The following is a 24679-nucleotide window of genomic DNA, read 5'->3' on the forward strand; positions in this document are numbered from 1 at the left end:
CTCGCGGGTGACGCGGGTGTCGATCTCGGCGACGAGGGCGATGCGGCGGGCTTCGAGCAACTGGATCTGGTGGGAGACCGCGGCGGCGTCGGCGAGGAGTTGGTCCTCGCTCAGTTGCCAGATCTCCGTCGTCATGACCCAAACTGTATCGAACTGGTGTTCGATACACAACGATCGTCAAATCGAAAACTATTGCGCTGCATAACTATTCGCGAGCACATTCTTGTCGGTAGCTCGTGGTAGTCACCTACTCAGTGGCTGTGGACCGGATGCCTTCCGTGGCAGGCCGCCAATGCCCTTCGGTACGACGGGAAGCCGTGACAGTTGCCGTCTCGAACGAACTCGTACGTCAGGCCGTCAGTTCTTCGGACGAACTTCGTCAGCCTCTCGCGCAACGCTTTCCAGTTCGGCGCGATACTCGGCCCACCACTGCGCATCGCCGTCGGCCATGTTCTCGTTGCCCAGTCGTAGTCCAACCGAACTGTCGATGAGCTCGCGCACGATGTCCGCATGCCCGCAATGGCGGTTGGTCTCGGCTACCAGGTGCACCAGCACACGATGCAGATCGATGTTCTGCTTGTCTGCGGGCCAGTGCAGCACCGTGCCGGGGGAGTCCAATTCCAGGGCGGCGATCGTGGCGTCCGAATGCACCCACGCCTCGCGGTAGAGGGCGATGATCGACTCGGAGGACTCGTCGGCGGCGGCCCACATGTCGGAATTGAGCCGTGCGATGGCTGATTTCTCGAGTTCGGCGAAACGCGCCGGAAACTCACGACCGAACGTGAGCCCGAAGTAGCCGTACTCCACCAGCGCGAGGTGCTTCACCAGCCCCAGCAGGTTGGTACCGGTCGGGGTCATGGGCCGACGCATCTGGTACTCGGTGAGGCCGTCGAGCTTCCACAGCATGTTCTGGCGGGCGATCCGAAGGTACTGCCACAACATGTCTTTCATGACCGCCTCAGCTCACCGACGCGTGCCAGACCAGGGCCGCAGCCAAGGCTCCGAGCCCATTGAGCGACCAGTGCAGGGCGATGGGGGCGATCAAGCTGCCGCTGCGGCTGCGCAGCCACGTGAACACCACCCCGGCTGCAGCCGTCGCGGCGACGGCCAGTGCGATGCCTACGACCTGCCCGAAGACGCCGCCGCCGAGGAATCCGCTGAGCCCCACATTGCCTGCTGTCAGGCCGAGCGAGGACGCGATGTGCCACAGCCCGAACAGCAGCGAACCGGCGGCGAAGACGCCTCGCGCACCGTAAATGCGACCCAGGGTGCCGTGCAGAACTCCGCGGAATGCGAGTTCCTCGGGGATGACGGTCTGCAAGGGGATGACGATCATCGAGGCGATCAGGGCGGCTGAGACGGTGGCGTATCGATCGGCCATGAAGAAAGGTCGGGTGAGGGGCAGCAATGCGCCGATCGCCACGACGGTGAGGACGATCCCGACGGCGCCCAGCGCGTACAGCGAACCCGTCTTCCACTGTTTCGGAGACAGGCCCAGCTCGGCCCAGCCCAGGCCGCGGCGGTTCGAGAGGATCACCAACAGAATTGCGGCGATGGGAACCGTCGCGATACTGGCCCAGGCAGTGGTGAAGTGCGCGATGAGATTGGTCCCCACGAGCACCAGGACGACGACGGCGACGTCGAGATACGCGTGGAAGGCACGTCGGGGCACAGCGCTCCCGGCCGGGTTCACAGCAGGCATTGGAGCGAGTGTACTGACGTCAGCTGAGAGCGCCCGCAGAATCGAGGCTTCGATCGAGGCCTTTCCGGTCGTAGAGGAGGGTGAACACCAGGCCGAATACCAGCCCGATGAGCAGTCCGAGTGCAGTCATCGACACCGAATGGAGCAGGCCCGCGTCGAGTGAGGCGTTGAAGTACAGGATCGACCGGGTGCCGAGGAAGATCTGGTGCATGGGCTCGAACTGCGCGAGCCAGGTGAAGATCGGCGGGCTGGCCTCGAGGGGGATGGTGCCGCCCGAGGACGGCAACGCCAGAATGATGAACACGATCAGATTGACCAGCAATCCTGCCGTGCCGAATGCGGACATCACCGCCAGCGCCGTGACGCCGACCGCTGTGATCGCGAACGCGCCGTACATCCACAAGGTCCAGGCATGGGTGATCGGCATACCGAGCAGATGGCTGATCAGCAGATAGAGGGCCGAGACCAGCATGGCGAGGACGATCATCACCAGCCATTTCACGAGCAGCGTCTGGAAGCGATTGATCCGGGTCGGTCCACGATGGATGTACTTGGGACCGATTTCCGTTGGTGTGAATCCGAGTAGGCCGTCGACGAGGGTGCTGACGATGGTCGCACCGGTGAAGCCCGCCAGGACGAGCAGGAGCGCGTAGTAGAAGGCGGACAGGCCCCCGCCGGTGCCGTCGGGTAGAGGATCGTATTGGGTGACGATCACATCGATCGGCTGTGCGAGGGTGAGAGTGCTTGCACCGGCGAGCTGGGTGTCACCGAGCTGCTGGCGCACCTGTTCGGTGATCTGTTGTCCGACAGTCTGATTGACCGACTCGAATGCAGGTGTGGCGACTCCGGTCACGAGTGACATTCCGAAACTGCCCGCGCGCGGATTGGTGTAGACGGTGATGATCGGCTTTTCGACATCGCCGGGAATCACACTCGCCTGCGCGAGAATTCCCATTCTCTTCGTGAAATCGCTGGGAATGGCGATGGAACCGTAGACCTCGGCCGTCGACAGCATCGAGTCGGCCTGTGCCGGCCCGACCTGGCGAAATGCGACCTTCTCGGAGTCGACGTTCTGGAGCAGGCCGTCGACGATGTCGTTGCCGATGTTGCGTTGTTCGCCCGCGAGGGTGTCACCCTCGTCCTGGTTGACGATCGCGATGGGGAGGTCGTGCAGATTGCCTCGGGGGTCGAGTACGCCGCCGAGATACAGGGCGGCCAGAAACGACATCAACGCCGAGACCACCAGGATAGGAGCCAGCCAGAAACGCGGCGAACGAAGGACCTGGGTCACCGATCGAGGTGTTCTGTCGGAAGTCACCGGATCAGTGTCGCAAAATTCGAGGAACCCGCGAAACCGGAGCGCACATCCTGCTCCACTCGACGCACGAATCGGCAGAGTTTCGCCGACGAGAGCGAGGAGTGGAGCAGGAAACGAAACTGATCAGGCGGTTGCCCGACGCGGCAGCTTCCAGTCCGGACGTACCCAGTGGCAGGTGTATCCCTCGGGGTACTTCTGCAGGTAGTCCTGGTGCTCGGGCTCGGCCTCCCAGAAATCACCGGCCGCAGTCACCTCGGTGACGACCTTGCCCGGCCACAGTCCCGACGCGTCGACGTCGGCGATCGTGTCCTCTGCGATGCGCTTCTGCTCCTCGTTCAGGTAGAAGATCGCGGAGCGGTAGCTGGCTCCGATGTCGTTGCCCTGACGGTTCTTGGTGGTGGGATCGTGGATCTGGAAGAAGAACTCCAGCAGATCGCGGTACGAGGTCTTGGACGGGTCGTAGATCACTTCGAGGCCCTCGGCATGGTTGCCGTGGTTGCGGTAGGTGGCGTTGGGCACCTCGCCGCCTGTGTAGCCGACGCGAGTGGAGACCACACCGGGAAGCTTGCGGACGAGCTCCTCGGCTCCCCAGAAGCACCCTCCGGCGAGGATGGCGGTTTCGGTGGCTTCAGACATCGTTACTCCTTGTGCTCTATCGATCGATACGTGGGTTCCAACGAACGAGCGGTCGTCATAATTCCGAGTCGTGGGTGCGTTCGCCGACCTCGAGAACGAGTTTGCCGGTATTGGCACCGTCGAACAACAGGTTCAGCGTCGAACCGAAGGCGGTGATGCCGCCGATCTCGATCTGCTCGCGCGCGGTCATCTTGCCGCTGGTGAGCAGTTCCGACAACGCGGCGATGCCCTCCTGGTAGCGGTCCAGGTAGTCGAAGATGATGAACCCCGTCATCGACGCGCGATTGATCAACAGCGACAGGTAGTGCGCCGGGCCGGGCTGTAGTTCGGTGGCGTTGTAGCCGGAAATGGCCCCGCACAGCACTACTCGCGCACCCTTGCGTAGTCGCGACAGCGCGGCATCGAGAATCTCACCACCGACGTTGTCGAAATACACGTCGATGCCCTTCGGTGCGGCCGCCTTCAATCCTTGGTACACCGATTGGTTCTTGTAGTCGATCGCTGCGTCGAAGCCCAGTTCCTCGGTGAGCCAGGCGCATTTCTCGGGTCCGCCGGCAATGCCGATCACCGTGGCCCCCTTGGCTTTCGCGATCTGTCCCGCGATGCTGCCCACGGCTCCGGCGGCTCCGGAGATCACCACGGTGTCGCCCTCGGCGAGCTTGCCGACGTCCATCAGGCCGAAGTACGCAGTCAGCCCGGGGAAGCCGAGCGCGCCCAGCCAGGTGGGTGCGGGGGCGACGGCTTCGTCGACCTTCTGTACCCCGGTGCCGTCGGACAGGGCATGCTCGGTGACCCCGAACGAGCCCGAAACGATCTCGCCCACTGCGTAATCGGGATGGTGAGATTCCAGAACCCGGCCCACGGCATGCGCTCGCATCACGTCACCGATACCGACGGGCGGCACGTAGGAACGCGCATCGTTGAGCCAGCCCCGCATCGCGGGATCCAGAGAGACGTAGTCGACCGTGACGACGAACTCGCCTTCGGCCGGGGTCGGAATCGGTTCCTCGGTGAGGTTCCACGTCGATTCGTCGGGTCGCCCCACTGGACGCTGCGCCAATCGGATCTGACGGTTCACAGATGTCATCTACCGTTCCTTCCACGTCGAAGACAGTTCACTTCGACACTAGGGCAGAATGACTTCACGATGACCAACGCGCCGAACACCACCCGCCTCGCCCCCCGACTCGTCGCCAGCGATGTCGACGGGACTCTTCTCGACCAGCACGAACGGGTCACCGAACGGACTCGGCGAGCCGTCTCGGCGGTCGTGGCCGACGGCGTGCCCTTCGTGCTCTCCACCGGTCGGCCACCGCGGTGGATCCATCCGGTCGTCGACCAGTTGGGATACGCCCCGATGTCGGTGTGCGCCAACGGTGCGGTGATCTACGACGCCGCGTCGGACCGAGTGCTCAGTGCCGAAACCCTCTCGGTCGAGACGCTGCAGTGGTTGGCCGAGATCGCCTACCGGGCGCTGCCCGGCTGCGGCCTCGCCGCCGAGCGGGTGGGTCTGACCGCGCACGACTCGGCAACCCCGCAGTTCGTCAGCTCCCCCGGCTACGAGCACGCCTGGCTCAACCCCGACAACGTCGAGACAACCGAGGACGACGTGGTCGAGACCCCGGCGGTCAAGCTGCTCATTCGCCTGACGTCCACCACCAGCGGCCACATGGCCGACGTGCTGTCCCCGTTGATCGCCGGCCGCGCCGACCTGACCTTCTCCACCGACAACGGACTGATCGAATTGTCCGCTCCCGGCGTGACGAAGGCCTCGGGCCTGGCCAGGGTTGCCGAATCTCTCTCCGTGGACATGGCCGACATCGTGGCCTTCGGCGACATGCCCAACGACGTGCCGATGCTGTCGATGGTCGGACTCGGCGTCGCTATGGGCAACGCACATCCGGCGGCCGTCGCGGCGGCGAACGAGCAGACCGTCAGCAACGCCGAAGACGGGGTGGCGCGGGTCCTCGAACGCTGGTGGTGACCTGCCGAGACCGGATCAGCGCCGGACGACGCGTCGGCCCGGCCACATCCGGCCACGCACGTCACTGAACACGATGCGCACTGCTCGGCCGTCGCGCTGGGCGTGAATGTGCAGGTGCGGCTCGGTGGAGTTCCCCGAATTCCCGACGTTGCCGAGCAGTTGGCCGACGTGGACCTGCTCGCCTGCGGCTACGGCGACACTGCCCTTCTTCAGATGTGCGATCAGGATCTCCTCGGAGCCATCGCTGAGAACGACATGATTGCCCGCCGGCTTGCGAGGGTCGAGGTTGCCGTCGTCCAATCCGTCGCCGCACCGCACGACGGTTCCGTCGATGGGGGAGTGGACCGGACTTCCGAACGCGTAGTAGTCCTCGTCGGATCTCGCGAGAATTCCGCGGTGCGAGGACCCTCGACGGTCCACCATCACCAGATCCACCGCGGCGCGCTGAAGCGGAGCCACCCAGTGGTGGTTGAGCAGTCTGCCCTCGCCAGCGAGCACCGTCCACTGCGCCCCGTCTACCGGAAACCGTGGCCGAAGCGCACTCGAATCACTCACCGCGAGAGCGCGGCTCGCAATTGCGGCCGAGACAGCAGCAATGGTCGCCGCCGCTCCGAATGCGAATGTTTCGGTATCGAACCCGGCGGGCCAGTGGTCGATTCTCAGTGCCGACACCGCGCACACCATCAGCAACACCGCATCGATCGGACGGTACGGAATGCCGAACGTCGTCGACGACGGTATCGAGAAGAAGACGCCGAGTACGGTCGTGGCGAGAACGAGCAGTAGGGACCCGATCCAAGCCCCACCGTTCTCGGCCGTCCAGCAACCGGTGACGCCCTGGGTCACTACTGCGAGCCACACCAGCTGCGGGATCGAGGACAACAACACGACGCGCGTTCGCGTGGTCATCAGTCCACGCTACCCACCAAAAGCGCGAAAGGGCCGAGTCGCCATGACGACTCGGCCCTTTCACATGGACATCTCAGCCCGCGGGTGCCGGTTCAACCGGTGCCGCGGCGGGTTTCTGCATCTCCGCGTCGTAGGTGTCGTTGTACGTCTTGATCACCGTGGTGACGATTCCGGTGAGTTCGTTGAAGATCAACGAGCCGTTCTCGAAATCGGTACGGAAGCCTTCCGGCACCCGGAACTCGTCGGTGATCGGTAGGCCGAGAATGCCGTCGACGCCACCCTGCTGCACGTATTGCTGGAAGATCTTGCCGATGACGGCCACAGCCTGACCGGCCATGTTGGTGATGATCTCGCCGTTGGCGAACTGCGCCTTCTCTCGGCCGCCACTGACCTGCACCAGACCGCTCACCGGGACCCCGAGGGCTCCGGTCTCGCCGCCCGAGGCCAGCCACTTCTGCGCGACGGGACTGGTTGCCGCCAATCTCTGCAACTCGGCGACCAACGCCGGGATGTTCTCTCCCAGAGTGGAACTGGCATTGGTTCCGGGGCGTGACGGGGCAGCATCGGTCACCGCGGTATCGGGGGAGGGCTCGGGGGCGGTGTCCGGCGCGGCGGGCGCGCCGTCCCCGCCGCCGAGGTTCGCGGCCGCGATGTCTCGGATCTCCCCGAGGCGGGCGTATCCGGCATTACCCGGGCATTCGGTGTTGCCGACGTCGCGGTGTCCGAAGATGACCGGCAGATCGATGCTCTTGCCCTTGCCGACGAACGTGAAATTCGTTCCCTCGGACGTCATCGTCGTGGTGCCCTTGGGATCGAGTCCGGCCAGGCCGAGTCGCCAACCGAGGAACTTGCCGACGGAGTCGACGGTTTCCTGCGAGGGATCCTCGGTGGAGTAGTCGCCCATCATGGCAACTCCGACGGTGTTCTCGTTGAATCCGCCTGCGTGTGCGCCCTGAACCGCCTTGTCGAGGCCACCGGCACGGCCTTCGAAGATCTGGCCGTACTTGTCGACGAGGGCGTTGTAGCCGATATCGCACCAGCCCAGCGTCTGCGCGTGGTAGGCGTAGATAGCGCGGACGATTTCGGCCGATTCGGACTTGGAGTAATCGTTGCTGCCTGCGGTGTGGTGCACGGTGGCACCACCGATGAAGTCGTCGTACGTCGGTGTGGCGCAACGGATCGACTCGTCGGCACCCCACTGCGCGCGGGTGATCACGTTGGGGCCTGCGTTACCGGCGACCGGAGTGGCGATGTCGCTGAGCGCCGAGTCGGCCGGCGATGTGCCGGGAGTGATGAGTACGGCGCTGATGTCGTTGACCGCCGCAGCCAACTGCTCTGCCGGATTCGCCTGGTTCGGATCTGCTGCCGGATCTGCCGGTGCAGGCTCGGCCGCAGCCGGATCCATCGCGGCCGGATCGAGTGGAGCCGGATCCTGTTGGCGCAGTGATGTGCTCGACGACGCAGGGGTGTAACCGAGGGGCTGCTCGGCGGCGGGGGCCCCGTCCACGGGTGCATCACCGGAGGGCATCTCGACCACCGGAATCTCGGGTACCGGCGCAACGGCAGAACCCTCCGGCGCTGCGCTCCCGGTCAGCGGCGTCAGCAGGACCTGCACGGCCTTGGTCATTCCGACGAAAATCGGTTCGGTGCCCTGCTTTGCGGGCGAAGGGGCGGAGTCGTCGGCGTTGCTGTCCACCGGCGCGGTCTCGAGCCACGGGCCCCAGGATCCGTCCTCGAGTTGGCGGCGAACCTGCGCGGACGCGCCGTTCAGCTCCTCGGACGTCAACGCCACCATGCTGAACGGGGTGTCCTGCGAGATTTCCTTCACGGCGGCACCGAGCGGCGGGCCAGTGGGGTCCGCAGCCTCGGGGTTGATCGGCGCGGACGCATCGACCCTGGGAATCGGTGCCTGCGCGGTCGCGTTCCCCGGCGCAGGGGTGGTGAGCCCGGGAATGTCCGGAATTTCGATCGGCGGGATCACGATCGACTCGGGCAGGGGCAGGTATTTGAGATCGGAGAGCCGCAGATCCGGCAGCGGTAGGCCGGTGAGCTGTTGCAGCGGAATCACGATGTCCGGTGCGGCGCTCAGTGCGGTCTCGACGATCGTGGTGGGCACGGTGACCGGGGTTGTCTCGTTGGCCGGTCGAACTCCGGTTGTCGTGCTGTCGGTGAGCCCTGCGACCGCAAACGGGGTCGCTACGGCGAGCAGTGCGACAGCACCGAGAACGATCGACGGCTTCGTTCGACGGTTCGGCAAGGCGGTACTCCCTGGTTGGTGGTAGGTACGCGTCGTAGGATCATGGGTGCCGAACAACAAAAATCACATCAGCACCATGAGTCCCATCAGACACAAGGCTAAACCTTAGCTTGACGGTTAGCCATTGGCGGGAGTTCCGGTGACGCGGCGCGTCGGGAATCTTTCGGGGTCGTTCCGCCGGCTCCACTCCTGTACCCCTGGGTCGTTCCGCAGGCTCCACTGCTGTACCCCTGGGTCGTTCCGCAGGCTCCACTGCTGTACCCCCGGGTCGTTCCGCAGGCTTCACTCCTGTACCCCTGGGTCGTTCCGCAGGCTTCACTCCCGGCCCCCTACGCTTCCGAGCTGTGACTGTGCACTTCATCGGAGCCGGACCAGGCGCTGCCGACCTGCTCACGCTGCGGGCCGTCGAACTGCTGCGCTCGAGCCCGGTCTGCGTCTACGCAGGCACCTACATCGACGACGCGATCCTCGACCACTGCCCAGCAGGCACCCGCCTCGTCGACACCGCGAAACTCGACCTCGACGCCATCACCGCCGAACTCGTCGCCGCCCACCGGCGCGGCGAGGACGTCGCTCGACTGTGCTCGGGCGACCCGTCCCTCTACTCGGCGCTCGCCGAACAGTCCGCGCGGCTCGACGCAGCGGACGTCCCCTGGGACGTCACACCCGGCGTCCCTGCCTACGCTGCCGCTGCCGCCTCGCTCGGCGTCGAGCTGACAATGCCCGAGGTGACGCAATCGGTGGTGCTCACCCGCGCCCAGGCTCGCTCGACGGCGATGCCGAGCACCGAAGCACTGCAGAATTTCGCGGCCACCCGCGCCACGCTGGCGCTGCACCTGGCCATCACCCGCACCCGCATCATCGCCGACGAACTCGCCGAGTTCTACGGGCCGCAATGCCCCGCCGTCGTCGTCTTTCATGCCAGCAAGCCGGACGAATTGCTGCTGCGCGGCACCCTGGCCGATATCGCCGACCAGGTCGAGGCCGCGGGACTGCGTCAGTCCGCGGTGATCCTGGTCGGACCGGCCCTTTCCCGACGCCTCGTCACCGAATCACACCTGTACGACGCCTGCCGGGACCGTTCGTGAACATCCACCTGATCGGTATCGGTGGCGGACATCCGGACCAGATCACCGTCCAGGCCATCGAGAAAATGCGGGCCGTCGATGTGTTCATCGTGGCAGACAAGGGGGCCTCCGTCGGCGATCTCGCGGCCGCCAGGCAGATGATCCTCGAACGTCACCACGGTGGCAGCTACCGGCTGATCGAGGTGCCCGACCCGCAGCGTGACCGATCACCCCGGCAGTACCAGAGCGCCGTCTCGGATTGGCACGATGCCCGCGCCCGCGCCTACGCCGAGGTGCTCGACGGGCTCGCGGCCGGCACAGTCGTGGGGTTCCTGGTCTGGGGCGACCCGGCCCTCTACGACAGCACGATTCGCGTGGTCGAGCAGATCGCGGCGATGCGTAAGGACGTCGAGTTCGACGTCACACCCGGCATCTCGAGCGTGTCGATGTTGGCGGCGAGCCACAAATTGGTGCTCAACCGCATCGGTGGTCCGATCGTCATCACCACCGGTAGGAATCTGGCCGCAGACGTCGCTGCCGGTCTGGACAATCTCGTCGTCATGCTCGACGGAAACCTGACCTGCAGTGCGCTGACCGGCGCGGACTGGGAAATCCACTGGGGGGCCAACCTGGGTACCAGCGACGAGAAGCTGGTGGCCGGCAACCTCGACGAGGTACTCGGCGACATCCGCCTCGCCCGCGACGAGGTCAAATCCCGGCACGGCTGGGTGATGGACACCTACCTGCTCCGCCGCGCCGGACAATGACGCCGAGCCCGTGGCCCGACGCCTGGCGGGGCAGAGCCGTCACGATCGTCGGATACCCTGGTTGCCCGTGACTGCTGTGAGCCCCGAGACCACCACTTCCGACGCCTCCGCGACCGGCCGATACGACCTGATCGTCGTCGGATCCGGGTTCTTCGGACTGACCGTGGCAGAACGGGCGGCGTCCCAGCTGGGCAAGCGTGTCCTGGTGCTGGATCGGCGGCACCACCTGGGCGGCAACGCCTACTCGGAGGCCGAGCCCGAGACCGGTATCGAGATCCACAAGTACGGTGCGCACCTGTTTCATACCTCGAACAAGAGGGTCTGGGATTACGTCAACCAGTTCACCGACTTCACCGGCTACCAGCACCGCGTGTTCGCGCTGCACGGCGGCCAGTCCTACCAGTTCCCGATGGGACTGGGACTGATCTCGCAGTTCTTCGGCAAGTTCTTTTCGCCCGATCAGGCCCGCGCGTTGATCGAGGAGCAGTCCAGCGAGTTCGACTCCAAGGACGCGCAGAACTTCGAGGAGAAGGCCATCTCGCTGATCGGCCGTCCCCTGTACGAGGCGTTCATCCGCGACTACACCGCCAAGCAGTGGCAAACCGATCCGAAGCATCTGCCCGCAGGCAACATCACCCGGCTGCCGGTCCGCTACACCTTCGACAACCGCTACTTCAACGACACCTACGAGGGCCTTCCCGTCGACGGCTACACCGCGTGGCTCGAGAACATGACACGCGACGAGAAGATCGAGGTACGGCTGAACACCGACTGGTTCGACGTGCGGGACCAGATCGTGGCGGAGAGTCCGAACGCCCCTATCGTGTACACCGGACCCTTGGACCGCTACTTCGACTACTCCGAGGGCGAATTGGGTTGGCGCACCATCGACTTCGAGACCGAGGTGCTGCAGACGGGTGACTTCCAGGGCACGCCGGTGATGAACTACAACGACGCCGATGTCCCGTTCATCCGCATCCACGAGTTCCGGCACTTCCACCCCGAACGCGATTACCCGACCGACAAGACGGTCATCATGCGGGAGTTCTCGCGCTTCGCCGAGAGCGGCGACGAGCCGTACTACCCGATCAACACTCCCGACGACCGGACCAAGCTCGAGTCCTACCGCGCCCGCGCGAAGGCCGAAGCCGCCGCCAACGGAGTGCTGTTCGGCGGTCGGCTCGGCACGTATCAGTACCTGGACATGCACATGGCCATCGCCAGCGCACTGAACATGTACGACAACATCTTGGCCCCGCACTTCGAGACCGGCGCACCCTTGGCGGGTGACAAGTGACCGGCAAGCACCTGCTCGCCGACGGTGTTGCCGACGCGGCCCCGGTGCTCGGGACATCATTGCTGCAGCGCGTGTTGCTCCCGCGCTCGGGTGAACCGCTCGACGTACGCACGCTGTATCTCGAAGAGGCGCTCACCAACGCCAAACGTGCGCACTCGCTGTCGCGCACCTCGCTGACCATCGGTGCCGAATCCGAGGTCTCGTTCTGCACCTACTTCAACGCCTTCCCGGCGAGCTACTGGCGGCGCTACAGCATCCTGAAGTCCGTGGTGCTGCGCGTCGAGGTGTCCGGCCATTGCCGAATCGACGTCTACCGCTCCAAGGCCGATGCCTCGCGCATTCACGTCGAGGGCCGTGAGGCCGTGGACGGCGATGCGGCGCAAGAGTTTCTGATCGATCTCGGTCCATTCGAGGACGGTGGCTGGATCTGGTTCGACATCACCTCCGACTCCGAGGTGGTGCTCGAGAGTGCGGGTTGGTACGCCCCGATCGAGGCCCCGGGCGAGGCGACTGTCGCGGTCGGCATCCCCACGTTCAACCGGCCGACCGACGCCGTCAAAGCCCTTGTCGCCCTTGGCTCCGATCCACTGGTGCTCGATGTGATCGAGGCCGTCATCATGCCGGATCAGGGCACCCGCAAGGCGAAGGACGAGCCCGGGTTCGCCGAGGCCGAAGCGGCTCTCGGTGGTCGGCTGGCCATCCACGACCAGGCCAATCTCGGTGGGTCGGGCGGATACAGCCGCATCATGTACGAGGCGCTGAACAACACTGCCTGCCAACACATTCTGTTCATGGACGACGACATCGAAATCGAGCCCGATTCGATTCTGCGTGCGCTGGCCATGTCTCGATTCGCCAAGGTGCCCACGCTCGTCGGCGGTCAGATGCTCAACCTGCAGGCGCGCAGTCACCTGCATGTCATGGGTGAAGTGATCGATCGCGGCAACTTCATGTGGACCGGCGCGCAGAACGTGGAGTACGACCACGACTTCTCCGAGGACCCCCTGCGCACCAGCAAGCTGCTGCACCGGCGGATCGACGTCGACTACAACGGCTGGTGGATGTGCATGATTCCGCGCGTCGTCGCCGAGGAACTCGGGCAGCCTCTGCCGTTGTTCATCAAATGGGACGACGCCGAATACGGCCTGCGCGCCAAGGATGCCGGATATCCGACGGTGACGCTTCCTGGTGCGGCGATCTGGCACATGGCGTGGAGCGACAAGGACGACGCCATCGACTGGCAGGCGTACTTCCACCTCCGTAACCGCCTGGTGGTCGCGTCGCTGCACATGCCGGGTGACGGCAAGGGCCTGGTGCTCGACACCGTCAAGGCCACGATCAAGCACCTGCTGTGCCTCGAATACTCGACGGTGGCCATCCAGAATCTGGCGATCCGCGACTTCCTGGCCGGCCCCGAGCACATCCTCGACATCCTGCCCACCGCACTTCCGACGGTGCACGCACTGCGCAAGGAATTTCCCGACGCAGTCGTCGTCGGCAGCTCCACGGAGTTGCCACTGGCCTCGGGAGAAGAAGTCGGTGCGGTCGGCCTGCCGACCAACCCGATCTCGAAGGTTCGTCGTCTGGCCAAGGGTCTGCTGCACAATGTCCGGCCGGCTCATGAGCAGCACCACGAGCGCCCGCAGCTCAACGTCCCTACCCTGGACGCGCGCTGGTTCCTGCTCTCACAGGTGGACGGCGTCACCGTCACCACCGCCGACGGCCGCGGCGTCGTCTACCGCAAGCGGGACCGCGCGCAGGCCGCCGCGCTGCTCAAGGAGGCCCTGGCATTGCGCAAGCAGCTGGCCGCCGAATTCCCTGCCCTCAAAGCTCGGTACCGTGATGCCGTGCCGCAGCTGACCAGTAAGGAAACGTGGGAACGTGTCTTTCGTTACCAGGCGTAAAGGGCAGAGCGAGGCACCGGCGGAAGTCCGGATCCTCGAGCAGGTGCAGCGCACCGTCGGTGCCGCCCCCGGCGCGATCACCGTCGCACGGGGCATGTCGCACTTCGGTGAACATGCCCTCGGTTGGGTCGCGATCGCCGGCATCGGTGCTGCGCTGGACGCGCCCCGCCGCCGACAGTGGGCCTCGGTGGCCGTCGGTGCGGTCGGCTCGCATGCCGCGTCGATCGTCATCAAACGGATCGTGCGAAGGCCACGTCCCCATGACCCGGCCGTGCGCATCAACGTCTCGACGCCCAGCAAGCTGAGCTTTCCGTCCTCGCATGCGACATCGACCACAGCCGCCGCGGTTCTCCTCGGCCGGGTGACCGGGCTACCGTTACCGGCGGTCCTCGTCCCACCCATGCTGCTTTCGCGCTTGGTGCTCGGAGTCCATTACCCCACCGATGTGCTGGCCGGATCGGCACTCGGCGCGTTGACGGCTGCGGCCGTCGTGAAGTTCGAAGGAGACAAATGAGCGAGGATGCCGCACCCGTAGGCGCACCGCCGAAGAACCTCGCGGACGGCATCGTCAAGGCGCTGCGTCCGCGTCAGTGGGTCAAGAACGTCCTGGTGCTCGCAGCGCCGCTCGCTGCGGGTTCGGTCACCGAGGGCGAAGTCCTGCTCCCGGTCGCATTGGCCTTCGTCGTCTTCTGCTTCGCGGCCTCGGGCATCTACCTCGTCAACGACGCGCTCGATGTCGAGGCCGATCGCGCCCACCCGACCAAACGGTTCCGGCCGATCGCGGCGGGGGTGCTGCCGGTCAACGTCGCGTACGCCATGGCGGTGGTGTCCCTTGCCCTGGCCATCGGGCTCTCGTTCATCGCCAACTGGAAGCTCGCCCTGGTCATCGGTGTCTACATTGCCGTTCAGTTGGCGTACTGCTTCGGGCTCAAGCACCAGGCCGTGCTGGACATCTGCATCGTGTCCTCGGGCTTCCTGCTTCGCGCCATTGCAGGCGGGGTTGCCGCATCCATCCCGCTCTCGCAGTGGTTCCTGCTGATCATGGCGTTCGGGTCGCTGTTCATGGCGGCAGGTAAGCGCTATGCCGAGCTGCATCTCGCCGAACGGACCGGGGCGAAGATTCGTAAGTCGCTCGAGAATTACACCACTACATACCTGCGCTTCGTCTGGACGCTGTCCGCGACGGCCGTCGTGCTCTGTTACGGCCTGTGGGCCTTCGAGCAGGATGCCGAAACGGACACCAACTGGTTCGCCATCTCGATGATTCCGTTTACCATCGCAATCCTGCGATATGCAGTGGATGTCGACGGCGGCGAGGCAGGCGAACCCGAAGAGATCGCGTTGGGAGACAGGGTTCTGCAGCTACTCGCCATAGCGTGGATCGGAGTGGTTGGTGTCGCTGTCTACCTCGCCTGACCAGCGAGACACGTGGGAGGAGGACTTCGCTCGGGGATCGATCACCAGGCCCGTCTTCTGGGTCGGGGCCGTGGTCACCGGAGCGTTGTTCCTCTGGGGTGCGTGGGAACGCCGCTGGATCGCCGACGACGGTTTGATCGTGCTGCGTACCGTCCGCAACCTGCTGGCCGGAAACGGCCCGGTGTTCAACGCAGGCGAGCGGGTGGAGACCAACACCAGCACCATCTGGACCTACCTCGTGTACGCCGCCAGCTGGCTCAGCGAAGGTCGACTCGAATACGTCGTCCTGACGATCGCGCTCGTGCTGTCCACCGCGGCCGTCGTCATTGCGATGATCGGCACCTTCGCACTGCGTGGTCGCACGGCAACGCGCACCCTGTTCCTTCCTGCCGGAGTGCTCGTCTACATCGCGGTTCCTCCGGCCCGCGACTTCGCGACCTCGGGACTCGAGACCTGCCTCGTCATCTTCTGGTTGGCGACGCTGTGGCTGTTGATGGTTCGCTGGGGTCAACGCCGCAGCGGCGGTGCCGAGTTGCTGCTGCTCGCCTTCTTCGCCGGTCTCGGCCCGCTGGTGCGTCCGGAGCTGTCGATCGTTGCCGTCTTGGCACTGGCGATGATCTTCCTGGCTCCGCAGAGCTGGTGGTCCAGATTCCGTGTGTTCGCGTTCGCCGGCGCGGTGCCGGTGCTGTACCAGATCTGGCGGATGGGCTACTACGGACTGCCGTACCCCAATACCGCGGTGTCGAAGGATGCGGGCGGAGCCAAGTGGGCGCAGGGTTTCGCGTACCTGTCGAACCTGGTGGGGCCGTATCTGCTGTGGTTGCCGCTTGTGCTTCTCGTGGTGGCGGCAGTGCTGTCCGCGCCGCGTGTTCGGGTGTCGCTGCCGCGCTCGATCGGCGGTTGGCTCGCAGCGCTGCGGACACCGTCCGCCGTCGTGGTTTTCGCCCTGCTCAGTGGATTCGTGCTGGCGGTGTACGCCATACGGGTCGGTGGCGACTTCATGCACGGCCGAACCTTGCTGCCTGCATTGTTCACCCTGCTGTTGCCGATTTCGGTGCTGCCCGTCGCTGTGCCCGAACGATGGTCTGCGGATCGGGCCATGGCGGTATTCGTCGCTGATGTATTCGTGTGGGGCGCCATAGTCGTCTGGGCTGTCGTCGCAGCGAATACGACGGGGATGCCGCAGGGTTCGATCGTCGGCCGGAGCGGCATCGTCGACGAGCGCGCGTTCTACTCCCTCAACACCGGGCACGCCCATCCGATTCTGGCCTCGGACTATCTCGATTACCCGCGAATGCGTGCGATGGTCGAAGCGATCGAGGACACCCCGGACGGCGGCCTGCTCCTGCCCTCGGCGCAGTTCACGTACTGGGACGTTGTTCCGCCACCGCTTCCCATCCCCGAGGGTGGGGTCGGCCACACCGTGTATTTCCTGAACCTCGGAATGACTAGCATGAACGTCGGTCTCGACGTGCGGGTGATCGACCAGATGGGTCTGGCGTATCCGTTGGCCTCGCACACCGAGCGGCTCGAGAACGGCCGGATCGGGCACGACAAGAACCTCTACCCGGATTGGGTGGTGGCAGATCTCGGGCTCGTCGACGTGCATCCCTACTTGCCCTGGTACATGGACGAGGACTGGGTCACCGAAGCCGAAGTGGCCCTGACCTGCCCCGATACCCAGGAACTGATCGCCTCGTACCGGGCTCCGTTGACGAAGCAATTGTTCGTCCGAAATTTCAAGCGGGCGTTCTTCTACGCCGGATATCGATTCGATCGAGTGCCGAAGTACGAAATACAGCGATGTGATCTTCCGGCCCCGATATTGAAGTCCGACAATTAGATGCGAGGGCACGATCGGGTCACCGGGTTGCGCCGAATGGGTCTCGACGCCAAGATGAGCTGTCTCGATCGTGTAACGGCCGGCGTACTTCGCACGATATGTGCGGAGGATGTGTATGCGCCCGACTCCGGTCGGGCGACGAAACATGATGAACTTGCGAGATCAATCGTTGATTGCGTAACCGATGTGACGACGAAGCAGCTGAGAGGTCGAGTGCATGCTGGGTAGATGGAAGAGCCGGTCCGCGGATGAGCGTGGCGGGGACAAGCAAGCGGGGTCATGGGGACGCCGCGCCGCCACGTCCATGCTGATGGCGGTGGTCCTGCCGCTGGGATTGGCTGTAGCAGGCGGTGGTGCAACGGCCAACGCAGCGTTCGACAGCAATGCCATCGACGTCTGGACCGACTCGAGCATGGGCCCGATCAAGAGCCGTGTCTGGCGCGCTGCGGACGGCAACACCAACCGCGTCGTCTACCTCCTCGACGGGCTGCGGGCCACCTCCGACATTTCCGGTTGGGAGCACGAGACCGACGCAGGTGCTGTGTTGGCTGCTTACAACATCAATGTCGTCGAGCCGGTCGGCGGACAGTCGAGTTTCTACTCCGATTGGTACGCACCCTCGAACTTCAACGGGCAGAAGACCACCTACAAGTGGGAAACCTTCCTCACCCAGAATCTGCGCGAGAACCTGCGTGACAACTGGGGCTTCAACCCCAATCGCAACGGCGTCATCGGTATCTCGATGGGCGGCTCGGCTGCACTGACGCTGGCCGCGTACCACCCGGACCAGTTCAGCTACGCGGGCTCGCTGTCCGGCTACCTGAATATCTCTGCTCCCGGCATGCGCGAGGCAATGCGCCTGGCCCTGCTGGACTCGGGCCGGTACAACATCGACGCGATGTGGGGACCGCCGTGGGATCCGGCGTGGCTGCGCAACGACCCGTTCGTCTTCGCTCCTCGTCTGCGTGACAACGGCACTCGCGTGTGGGTCTTTGCAGGCAGCGGCCTGCCGGGCGGACTCGATCGCCCGCAGAGCTTCATCGACTACTACAACACCGCCAACGGCATGGGGCTCGAAGCGATCGCACTGGCCAACAGCCGTGCTTTCCAGATCCGCATGGCCAGTATCGGTGCCACCAACGTCACCTACGCGTTCCCGGCCGTCGGTACCCACCAGTGGGGCTACTGGGGCGAGCAGATCCGCATCATGGCTCCTGATCTCAGCGCCAACATCGGTAACTGATCGCCCTCGAGACGTTTCGGTCGTTTCACCCGTTTTGCGGCCCCTAGTGACAACTCACGACTTTTCGGGGCTGTTCAGCGGGGGTGGAGCAGGATAGTCTCCTGTTTCGGGGAAGCGGCGAGATGAAACTGGGACGCTGATCACAGTTTTGCCTTGGAACCGCTCGATGGAATAACCTCCATCGAGCGGTTCTTCTTTCTCAGCAGAACCACAGCTTGTCCAGCCTTTCAGCTTTACTTCGGCCTCGCGGGGCCACCAGTTAGCCCTGTTCGATTGCCGGGGGCCGCTACGACAGCGGAGACCGCGTAGATGAGAGAGAGCACGATTCATGCGATTTGCCGGCCTCAGCAGCACATCGAAGGCCCCTTCACGTTGGCGTCAGCGCCTGCTCGGAGTGGGAGCTGCAGCGCTCGTCCTTCCCCTGGCCGCCGGTGTCGTCGGTGGAGCTGTCGCTGTGGCGGCACCCGCGTCCGTCGCGCACCAGAGCCCGGCCGGTGGCCGTGAGGATCTGATCGTCCCGTCCGAGATGGGCCCGATCAAGGTTCAGGTCCAGTGGGCTGCCCGCGGCGGAAGTGCTGCTCTCTACTTGCTCGACGGACTGCGTGCCCGCGACGACCGCAACGCCTGGACGTTCGAGACCAACGCCCAGGATCAGTTCGCCAACGACGACGTGACTCTGGTCATGCCGGTCGGCGGTCAGTCCAGCTTCTACAGCGACTGGTACACCTCCTCGAACTTCAACGGCCAGGAAGTCACCTACAAGTGGGAGACGTTCCTGACCGAGGAACTGCCTGCGTTCCTCGAGAACTACGGTGTCTCGCGCACCAACAACGGCGTCCTCGGCCTCTCCATGGGCGGTTCGGCCGCTCTGACGCTCGCCGCGTACCACCGCGATCAGTTCAAGTTCGCCGGCTCGCTCTCGGGCTACCTGAACATCTCCGCGCCCGGCATGCGCGAGGCCATCCGCGTTGCGATGCTCGACGCAGGCCGCTTCAACGTCGACTCCATGTGGGGACCGCCGTGGAACCCGGCGTGGCTGCGTAACGACCCGTTCGTCTTCGCACCGAAGCTGCAGGGCCTGTCGCTGTACATCTCGGCCGCCAGCGGGTTGCCCGGCGAGTTCGATCACCCGTCCGCGCCGATCGATTTCTACAACACGGCCAACGGCATGGCCCTCGAGGCAATCTCGCTCGCCAACACTCGTGCCTTCCAGATTCGCATGACCGCTCTCGGTATCCCCGCGACCTACAGCTTCCCGTCCAACGGCATTCACGCATGGCCGTACTGGGGCGCGGAGCTGTGGAAGGCTCGTGGCCAGATCCTGGACGCGCTCAACGCCTGACAGCACTCGACTGACGATGCTCGGAACATGCCGCCCCACGTGATGTACGTGGGGCGGCATTTCTGATTCGGCCCGCCCGATTCATCCCCTCTGTTCACAATCGCACCACCAGTCACAGCGCGTCTGCTGTCCGTCGGCATCGCGCACGTGTAGAAAGACATACGAAGCATGTCTCGATACGAGACCTTCGAGAAGTCACATCGAAAGAGAGTCACCATCATGCGCACTGGGCTTGTTCGCTTCGGTCGGAGCACGTCGGCCGGCACACGGGGCCGGCGAGCCGCAGCAGCACTGGCCGTTGCGTCGGCGCTGATGGTTCCCTTCGCGACGGCGACGGCGACTGTGGCCGCGGCCGCCCCGGTGGCCCACACCGCGCCCGTCTCGCACACCGGACCTGCATACACCCAGACCTCCGGCGCGACGGTGACCTCGGTGGACTGGCTCTCCGATCGTCGCGTCGCGCTGTGGATCGACTCTCCGTCGATGGGAACACCCATCCAGGTCCAGCTGCTGCTCGCCCGTGACTGGAACATCAACCCGCAAGCGACGTTCCCGCAGGTCTACATGCTCGACGGTCTACGGGCGACCGATCAGGAGAACGGCTGGACGGCTGAGACCGACGCCGAATCGTACTTCGCGGACAAGAACGTCAACGTCGTCCTCCCCGTCGGCGGTCAGTCCAGCTTCTACTCCGACTGGCTGGACCAGGACAACGGCAAGAACTACCAGTGGGAGACGTTCCTGACCAAGGAACTGCCGCCCATTCTGGCCAAGGATTGGCGGAGCACCGACACTCGCGGCGTCGTCGGCCTGTCGATGGGCGGGACGTCCGCGATGTTCCTCGCTGCGCGCAACCCCGGCTTCTTCAAGTTCGCCGGCTCCCTCTCGGGCATTCTGACCACCACCTCGCTGGGCATGCCGCAGGCCATTCAGTACGCGATGAGCGATGCAGGCGGCTACAGCTCCAAGGCGATGTGGGGCGCGCCGTCGAACTCGCTGTGGGCGCAGCACGATCCGTATCTGCTGGCCGACAAGCTCAAGGGCGTCAGCCTCTACATCTCCAGTGGTAACGGGTCAACCGGACCGTACGATCAGCCGTCGGGCATTCCGGGCGTGAGCACCAACTATGCAGGCATGGGCCTCGAGATTCTGTCTCGGTTGACCTCGCAGACGTTTGCGACCAAGCTCAACCAGCTCGGTATCCCCGCGCAGGTCAACTACCGCCCGTCGGGCACGCACTCGTGGCCGTACTGGCAGTTCGAGCTGCACCAGCTGTGGCCGCAGCTCGCGACCGCACTCGGTGTCGAGGTGGACAAGCCTGCGTGCACGGTGGCCGGCCAGATCGGTAATGCGAGCGGCGCGAATTCCTGGCTCGGCCCCTGTTTGACGGCGGAGTACAACGTGGCCGGTGGACGCGCACAGGACTTCACCTTCGGCCGAGTGTTCTTCACCCCCGACACCGGGGCGCAGGTCGTCGCCGGTGCCATCGGCGGCATCTACCAGGGCAACAAGGGGCCCGAGGGTGCACTCGGCTTCCCGACGACCGGCGAGATCGGTACTCCCGACGGCCGCGGACGGTTCAATGCCTTCCAGAACGGCATGGTCTACTTCACGCCGCAGACCGGAGCGCACATGGTCAAGGGCGCTGTGCTCGACGAGTGGGCAGCCCAGGGCTACGAGAGCGGACCGTTGGGCTATCCGGTGCTCGAGGAGGTCCAGACGCCGAACAAGCCCGGCTCGGTTCAGGGCTTCGAGATCGGTGCCATCTACAACTCGCCTGATGCAGGCGTGCATTCGGTGCAGGGCATGATTCTCGGCAAGTACGGCGAATTGGGTTGGGAGAGTGGTCCTCTCGGATTCCCCAAGTCCAACGAACTCGGTCCGATCCGCGACGGTGGCCGCTTCAATCAGTTCGAGACGGGCAACATCTACTGGAGCCCGTTGAGCGGTGCGTGGTCCATCCCGTACGGCCCGATCTTCGATGCATGGGGATCGGTCGGCTACGAGGGCGGCCGTCTCGGCTACCCCACCAGCGATCAGTTCGACATCGACGGTGGCGGTAAGCAGCAGAACTTCCAGTTCGGCATCATCACGCTCGTGGACGGCGTGACCACGATCGCGCCTTGACGGTGCAGGACTCTTCAGAGTTCTCTTAAGTGCGTGGCTGTACTGTCGCCTGCGTACCCGACGACCGAAGGATTTCGATCGATGACGCGTAATTCCCTGGCCAGAACTCTGTCTCTCGGCGTCATGGCCGTCGCGGCGAGCTCGATGCTGGTGGCCTGCGGTAGTGACGACTCGACGGCCACCGGCTCGCCGACCAGCACCACCACGGCCGCCGAGACGACGACCGAGGCGAGTTCGACGACGTCGGAAGCGCAGACCACCACTGCTGCACCCACCACGAGCCCGGGCGAAGCGGCCACCGCGCCGCCGGAGCAACCGCAGCCTGTCCCGGACGACTTCCCCGGTCCGACGGAGAGTCAGATCGACACCCGCGGTCAGAGCTTTCTCGACGAACTGAAGAAGCAGGGCATCACTCCGGCGGGCAACGGCGACATCGCGGTGTCGACGGCCAACTACATCTGTGCCGCGCAGGCGCAGGGAGTTGCACCGGACGAGATCTCGACCTACGTGACGGCGAATGTCGGCGTCGAGGCCAGTGCAGCCGGAACGCAGATGACCGAGACCCAGGCTCAGCAGGCAGCCCAGACCTACATCGCCGCCGCGCAGGCGACGTACTGCAGGCCGTAGATCGACGCCGATGGCACAGCGTAAGCGCAGAATTCTCCCGGTGGTCGCCGTCGCGGTGATCCTCGGGCTGATCATCGTGGCCCTGTGGTACCTGCTTGCCGGGCGCTTGCCGAAGGGCCCGGTCACCCCGGGGCCGCCGCCGGGACCGCAGGAGCCGACCTCGCAGCCGGCGGACTGCCCCGACGTGCAGGTCATCGCGATTCCGGGCACCTGGGAGTCCTCGTCCACCGACGATCCGTACAACCCGACGGCGAATCCGCTCTCGCTCATGCTCAACGTCACCCGCCCGTTGCAGGAGCAGTTTCCTGCCTCGCGTGCCGACGTCTACACCGTTCCGTACGTGGCCCAGTTCTCGAATCCGATCGCCCTGCCGCCGGACGGCCAGCAGTCTTACAACAACAGTCGCACCGAGGGCAAGGCCGTAGCGGTTCAGAAGATGACCGACGTCAGCGCTCGTTGCCCGCTGACCAACTTCGTCCTCACCGGGTTCTCGCAGGGCGCAGTCATCGCCGGTGACATCGCGGCCGATATCGGCGCGGATAACGGCCCGATACCGGCTGATCGAGTTCTCGGCGTCACACTCATCGCCGATGGCCGACGTGACGGCGTGTCCGGCACGGATGTGCCGGGTCCCCTCGACGGCGTCGGTGCCGAGGTGGCGCTCGGTGGACTCGACCTTCCCGGAATCACCATGACGGGGCGTCGAGAGGGTGGCTTCGGGGCTCTGGACGACCGAACCAACGAGATCTGCGCGCCTGGCGACCTGATCTGTGCTTCGCCCTCGGATGGATTGTCGCTCCGCAACATTCCGCAGAGCATCCAGATTCTGATCGGTGCTGCGGGTAACCCCGTGCATGCGTCGTACAACAGTTTTGTCGTCGACAGCTCGGGTACGACGGCCACTCAGTGGACGGCCGCGTGGGCGGCAGGGTTGATCGAGAACGCTCCGACACCCGCCCATTCCTGAAAATGTAACGATCGGTAACGGAAACATCACAACACGGCGTGTCGCAAGCTGGTGCGACGCACAAACCTCGGCTGGGCAACCCCCAGCCGGTGTGATCGCATTCGATGAGCGGCTAGAGTGACGCCTTGGACCTGCGCAGATCGGCCTCGGTCGGCTGCTCAGCTCCGTGCCGACAGCCACTTTCCGACCCCGCACACTGCAGATTCCGCACGCTCCAGATCCCTGAGGAGAGCATTAGATGAGTTCCGCCGAGGCCGCGTCCGTTGGGCCGCGTAAATTCCGATTCGCTGCAGGCGGAGAGGGAAACGCCGAGGAGGGTGGGGCTCGGAAGTTCATCAAGTTGGCACAACAGGCCGAGGAACTGGGCTACGACAGCTTCATGATTCCCGATCACCTCGGTAATCAGGTCGGACCCATTGCAGCATTGGGCGCACTTGCTGTGGCGACCGACAAGATTCGGCTCGGTACCGCTGTACTGGCGAACGGCTTCCGGCATCCCGCGGTGCTGGCCAAGGACGCGGCGACGATCGATGTTCTCTCCGGTGGGCGACTCGAACTCGGTCTCGGAGCCGGGTGGATGCGCGAAGAGTACGACAAGGCCGGGATCACGTACGACCGACCTGGCGTGCGGATCGAGAAGCTCGAGGAAACCCTCGAGATTCTCGACGTGCTGTTGCGCGGTCAAGAATGCAACTTCGAAGGCAAGCACTACACGATCAGTGGTCTCAAGGGCAGTCCTCGGCCGCGGCAGGGTCCACGGCCGCCGATCTGCATCGGCGGTGGCGGACCGAAGATGCTGGCGTTGGCGGCCAAGCATGCCGACATCATCTCCGTGGTGCCGAGCACCTCGAAAGAGGGCAAGCTACTGCTTTCGGGCATGACGATCGAGAAGACCCTCGAGCGCGTCGAGCTGATCCGAGCCGCCGCAGGGGACCGATTCGACGACATCGAGTTGAACTGGGCCATCACCACCATCGTCGTCACCGACGACCGCGAGCAGATGGCGGAGATGGCGTTGGCAGCTCTGGCCAACGGCTACCCGCCGAACGTGGATGTCGATGTGCAACTCACCGTCGAGGACATTTTGTCCTCCCCATATCTCGCATTCGGGACATACGAGGAAATCGCCGATCAAATCCGTAACGTTCGCGCGCGGACGACGATGTCCTATGTCGGGGTTTTCCCTACTCAAATGGAAGCATTCGCGCCGGTTGTCGACTTGCTGAAAGGCGAGTGACGCAGGTGTGTGTCGGTACCATGTAGCTGGCCTCGA

General features: G+C 64.7%; 21 protein-coding genes. 14 read left to right on the forward strand and 7 right to left on the reverse strand.

Features of this window, described 5'->3' with window-relative positions:
* Positions 1–357: 357 nt before the first annotated feature.
* The 5 genes from ACOQFP_RS00320 to ACOQFP_RS00340 all read right to left on the reverse strand — a co-directional run bounded on the left by ACOQFP_RS00320 (position 358) and on the right by ACOQFP_RS00340 (position 4743).
* Complete coding sequence (locus ACOQFP_RS00320; protein WP_206491216.1) at positions 358–951, reverse strand: DinB family protein; 594 nt, start codon at positions 949–951, stop codon at positions 358–360.
* Between the two features lie 7 nt (positions 952–958).
* Positions 959–1702 carry a CPBP family intramembrane glutamic endopeptidase gene (locus ACOQFP_RS00325; RefSeq protein ID WP_421583101.1) on the reverse strand — a complete coding sequence of 248 codons (744 nt, stop codon included), beginning with the start codon at positions 1700–1702 and terminating at the stop codon, positions 959–961.
* 19 nt (positions 1703–1721) lie between these two features.
* Positions 1722–3020 (reverse strand): YhgE/Pip domain-containing protein, encoded by a 1299-nt coding sequence (locus ACOQFP_RS00330; RefSeq protein WP_421583102.1) that lies wholly within the window; start codon positions 3018–3020, stop codon positions 1722–1724.
* A gap of 123 nt (positions 3021–3143) precedes the next feature.
* Complete coding sequence (gene msrA, locus ACOQFP_RS00335) at positions 3144–3656, reverse strand: peptide-methionine (S)-S-oxide reductase MsrA (protein WP_206491214.1); 513 nt, start codon at positions 3654–3656, stop codon at positions 3144–3146.
* Positions 3657–3711: 55 nt separating this feature from the next.
* Positions 3712–4743, reverse strand: a complete 1032-nt coding sequence (locus ACOQFP_RS00340; RefSeq protein ID WP_421583103.1) for an NADP-dependent oxidoreductase — start codon at positions 4741–4743, stop codon at positions 3712–3714.
* Positions 4744–4803: 60 nt separating this feature from the next.
* On the opposite strand from ACOQFP_RS00340, the gene ACOQFP_RS00345 reads away from it, so the two are divergent.
* On the forward strand, positions 4804–5640 hold the full coding sequence (locus tag ACOQFP_RS00345) for an HAD family hydrolase (protein ID WP_206491212.1): 837 nt from the start codon (positions 4804–4806) through the stop codon (positions 5638–5640).
* A 15-nt stretch (positions 5641–5655) separates the two neighbouring features.
* Here the strand turns inward: ACOQFP_RS00345 and ACOQFP_RS00350 are convergent, their stop codons facing one another.
* Both ACOQFP_RS00350 and ACOQFP_RS00355 read right to left on the reverse strand, forming a co-directional pair.
* Positions 5656–6549, reverse strand: a complete 894-nt coding sequence (locus ACOQFP_RS00350) for a M23 family metallopeptidase (RefSeq protein ID WP_421583104.1) — start codon at positions 6547–6549, stop codon at positions 5656–5658.
* 73 nt (positions 6550–6622) lie between these two features.
* On the reverse strand, positions 6623–8806 hold the full coding sequence (locus ACOQFP_RS00355; protein WP_421583105.1) for an N-acetylmuramoyl-L-alanine amidase: 2184 nt from the start codon (positions 8804–8806) through the stop codon (positions 6623–6625).
* A gap of 344 nt (positions 8807–9150) precedes the next feature.
* Between ACOQFP_RS00355 and cobM the strand changes: the two genes are divergently transcribed.
* The 13 genes from cobM to ACOQFP_RS00420 all read left to right on the forward strand — a co-directional run bounded on the left by cobM (position 9151) and on the right by ACOQFP_RS00420 (position 24643).
* Positions 9151–9894, forward strand: coding sequence for a precorrin-4 C(11)-methyltransferase (gene cobM / locus ACOQFP_RS00360; protein WP_421583106.1), 744 nt, complete (start codon positions 9151–9153; stop codon positions 9892–9894).
* Positions 9891–10640 carry a precorrin-6A synthase (deacetylating) gene (gene cobF / locus ACOQFP_RS00365; protein WP_421583107.1) on the forward strand — a complete coding sequence of 250 codons (750 nt, stop codon included), beginning with the start codon at positions 9891–9893 and terminating at the stop codon, positions 10638–10640. The genes cobM and cobF overlap by 4 nt, the downstream gene beginning before the upstream one ends.
* Positions 10641–10707: 67 nt before the next feature.
* Positions 10708–11937 carry a UDP-galactopyranose mutase gene (gene glf, locus ACOQFP_RS00370; RefSeq protein WP_206491208.1) on the forward strand — a complete coding sequence of 410 codons (1230 nt, stop codon included), beginning with the start codon at positions 10708–10710 and terminating at the stop codon, positions 11935–11937.
* Positions 11934–13841, forward strand: a complete 1908-nt coding sequence (locus tag ACOQFP_RS00375) for a glycosyltransferase (RefSeq protein ID WP_206491207.1) — start codon at positions 11934–11936, stop codon at positions 13839–13841. The genes glf and ACOQFP_RS00375 overlap by 4 nt, the downstream gene beginning before the upstream one ends.
* A complete protein-coding gene (locus ACOQFP_RS00380) occupies positions 13819–14355 on the forward strand; it encodes a phosphatase PAP2 family protein (RefSeq protein ID WP_206491206.1) in 537 nt (178 codons plus the stop codon). Before ACOQFP_RS00375 ends, ACOQFP_RS00380 begins: the two co-directional genes overlap by 23 nt.
* Positions 14352–15257 carry a decaprenyl-phosphate phosphoribosyltransferase gene (locus tag ACOQFP_RS00385; RefSeq protein WP_206491205.1) on the forward strand — a complete coding sequence of 302 codons (906 nt, stop codon included), beginning with the start codon at positions 14352–14354 and terminating at the stop codon, positions 15255–15257. Before ACOQFP_RS00380 ends, ACOQFP_RS00385 begins: the two co-directional genes overlap by 4 nt.
* Positions 15235–17100 carry a flagellar motor control protein ZomB gene (gene zomB / locus ACOQFP_RS00390; protein ID WP_421583108.1) on the forward strand — a complete coding sequence of 622 codons (1866 nt, stop codon included), beginning with the start codon at positions 15235–15237 and terminating at the stop codon, positions 17098–17100. The genes ACOQFP_RS00385 and zomB overlap by 23 nt, the downstream gene beginning before the upstream one ends.
* Positions 17101–17317: 217 nt before the next feature.
* Positions 17318–18343, forward strand: a complete 1026-nt coding sequence (locus ACOQFP_RS00395; RefSeq protein WP_241257141.1) for an alpha/beta hydrolase — start codon at positions 17318–17320, stop codon at positions 18341–18343.
* A 328-nt stretch (positions 18344–18671) separates the two neighbouring features.
* Positions 18672–19685, forward strand: a complete 1014-nt coding sequence (locus ACOQFP_RS00400; protein WP_206491204.1) for an alpha/beta hydrolase — start codon at positions 18672–18674, stop codon at positions 19683–19685.
* A 219-nt stretch (positions 19686–19904) separates the two neighbouring features.
* Positions 19905–21812 carry an alpha/beta hydrolase-fold protein gene (locus ACOQFP_RS00405; RefSeq protein ID WP_421583109.1) on the forward strand — a complete coding sequence of 636 codons (1908 nt, stop codon included), beginning with the start codon at positions 19905–19907 and terminating at the stop codon, positions 21810–21812.
* A gap of 81 nt (positions 21813–21893) precedes the next feature.
* Entirely contained in the window at positions 21894–22439 is a 546-nt protein-coding gene (locus tag ACOQFP_RS00410) for a DUF732 domain-containing protein (RefSeq protein WP_241257140.1), read from the forward strand.
* Positions 22440–22449: 10 nt separating this feature from the next.
* Complete coding sequence (locus ACOQFP_RS00415; RefSeq protein ID WP_206491202.1) at positions 22450–23406, forward strand: cutinase family protein; 957 nt, start codon at positions 22450–22452, stop codon at positions 23404–23406.
* A gap of 238 nt (positions 23407–23644) precedes the next feature.
* Positions 23645–24643 carry an LLM class F420-dependent oxidoreductase gene (locus ACOQFP_RS00420; protein ID WP_206491201.1) on the forward strand — a complete coding sequence of 333 codons (999 nt, stop codon included), beginning with the start codon at positions 23645–23647 and terminating at the stop codon, positions 24641–24643.
* The last annotated feature ends 36 nt before the right edge of the window (positions 24644–24679 follow it).

Source organism: Rhodococcus sp. MALMAid1271, from assembly GCF_049195265.1.
Classification (GTDB): Bacteria; Actinomycetota; Actinomycetes; order Mycobacteriales; family Mycobacteriaceae; genus Rhodococcoides.

Excerpts from the sequence above, each read along its gene's own strand:
- ACOQFP_RS00350 (WP_421583104.1), bottom strand. The coding sequence starts at position 6,549 with ATGACCACGCGAACGCGCGTCGTGTTGTTGTCCTCGATCCCGCAGCTG.
- ACOQFP_RS00415 (WP_206491202.1), top strand. The coding sequence starts at position 22,450 with ATGGCACAGCGTAAGCGCAGAATTCTCCCGGTGGTCGCCGTCGCGGTG.
- ACOQFP_RS00410 (WP_241257140.1), top strand. The coding sequence starts at position 21,894 with ATGACGCGTAATTCCCTGGCCAGAACTCTGTCTCTCGGCGTCATGGCC.
- ACOQFP_RS00395 (WP_241257141.1), top strand. The coding sequence starts at position 17,318 with ATGCTGGGTAGATGGAAGAGCCGGTCCGCGGATGAGCGTGGCGGGGAC.
- ACOQFP_RS00325 (WP_421583101.1), bottom strand. The coding sequence starts at position 1,702 with ATGCCTGCTGTGAACCCGGCCGGGAGCGCTGTGCCCCGACGTGCCTTC.
- ACOQFP_RS00340 (WP_421583103.1), bottom strand. The coding sequence starts at position 4,743 with ATGACATCTGTGAACCGTCAGATCCGATTGGCGCAGCGTCCAGTGGGG.
- ACOQFP_RS00320 (WP_206491216.1), bottom strand. The coding sequence starts at position 951 with ATGAAAGACATGTTGTGGCAGTACCTTCGGATCGCCCGCCAGAACATG.
- ACOQFP_RS00420 (WP_206491201.1), top strand. The coding sequence starts at position 23,645 with ATGAGTTCCGCCGAGGCCGCGTCCGTTGGGCCGCGTAAATTCCGATTC.
- ACOQFP_RS00405 (WP_421583109.1), top strand. The coding sequence starts at position 19,905 with ATGCGCACTGGGCTTGTTCGCTTCGGTCGGAGCACGTCGGCCGGCACA.
- ACOQFP_RS00385 (WP_206491205.1), top strand. The coding sequence starts at position 14,352 with ATGAGCGAGGATGCCGCACCCGTAGGCGCACCGCCGAAGAACCTCGCG.
- ACOQFP_RS00400 (WP_206491204.1), top strand. The coding sequence starts at position 18,672 with ATGCGATTTGCCGGCCTCAGCAGCACATCGAAGGCCCCTTCACGTTGG.
- msrA (WP_206491214.1), bottom strand. The coding sequence starts at position 3,656 with ATGTCTGAAGCCACCGAAACCGCCATCCTCGCCGGAGGGTGCTTCTGG.
- ACOQFP_RS00345 (WP_206491212.1), top strand. The coding sequence starts at position 4,804 with ATGACCAACGCGCCGAACACCACCCGCCTCGCCCCCCGACTCGTCGCC.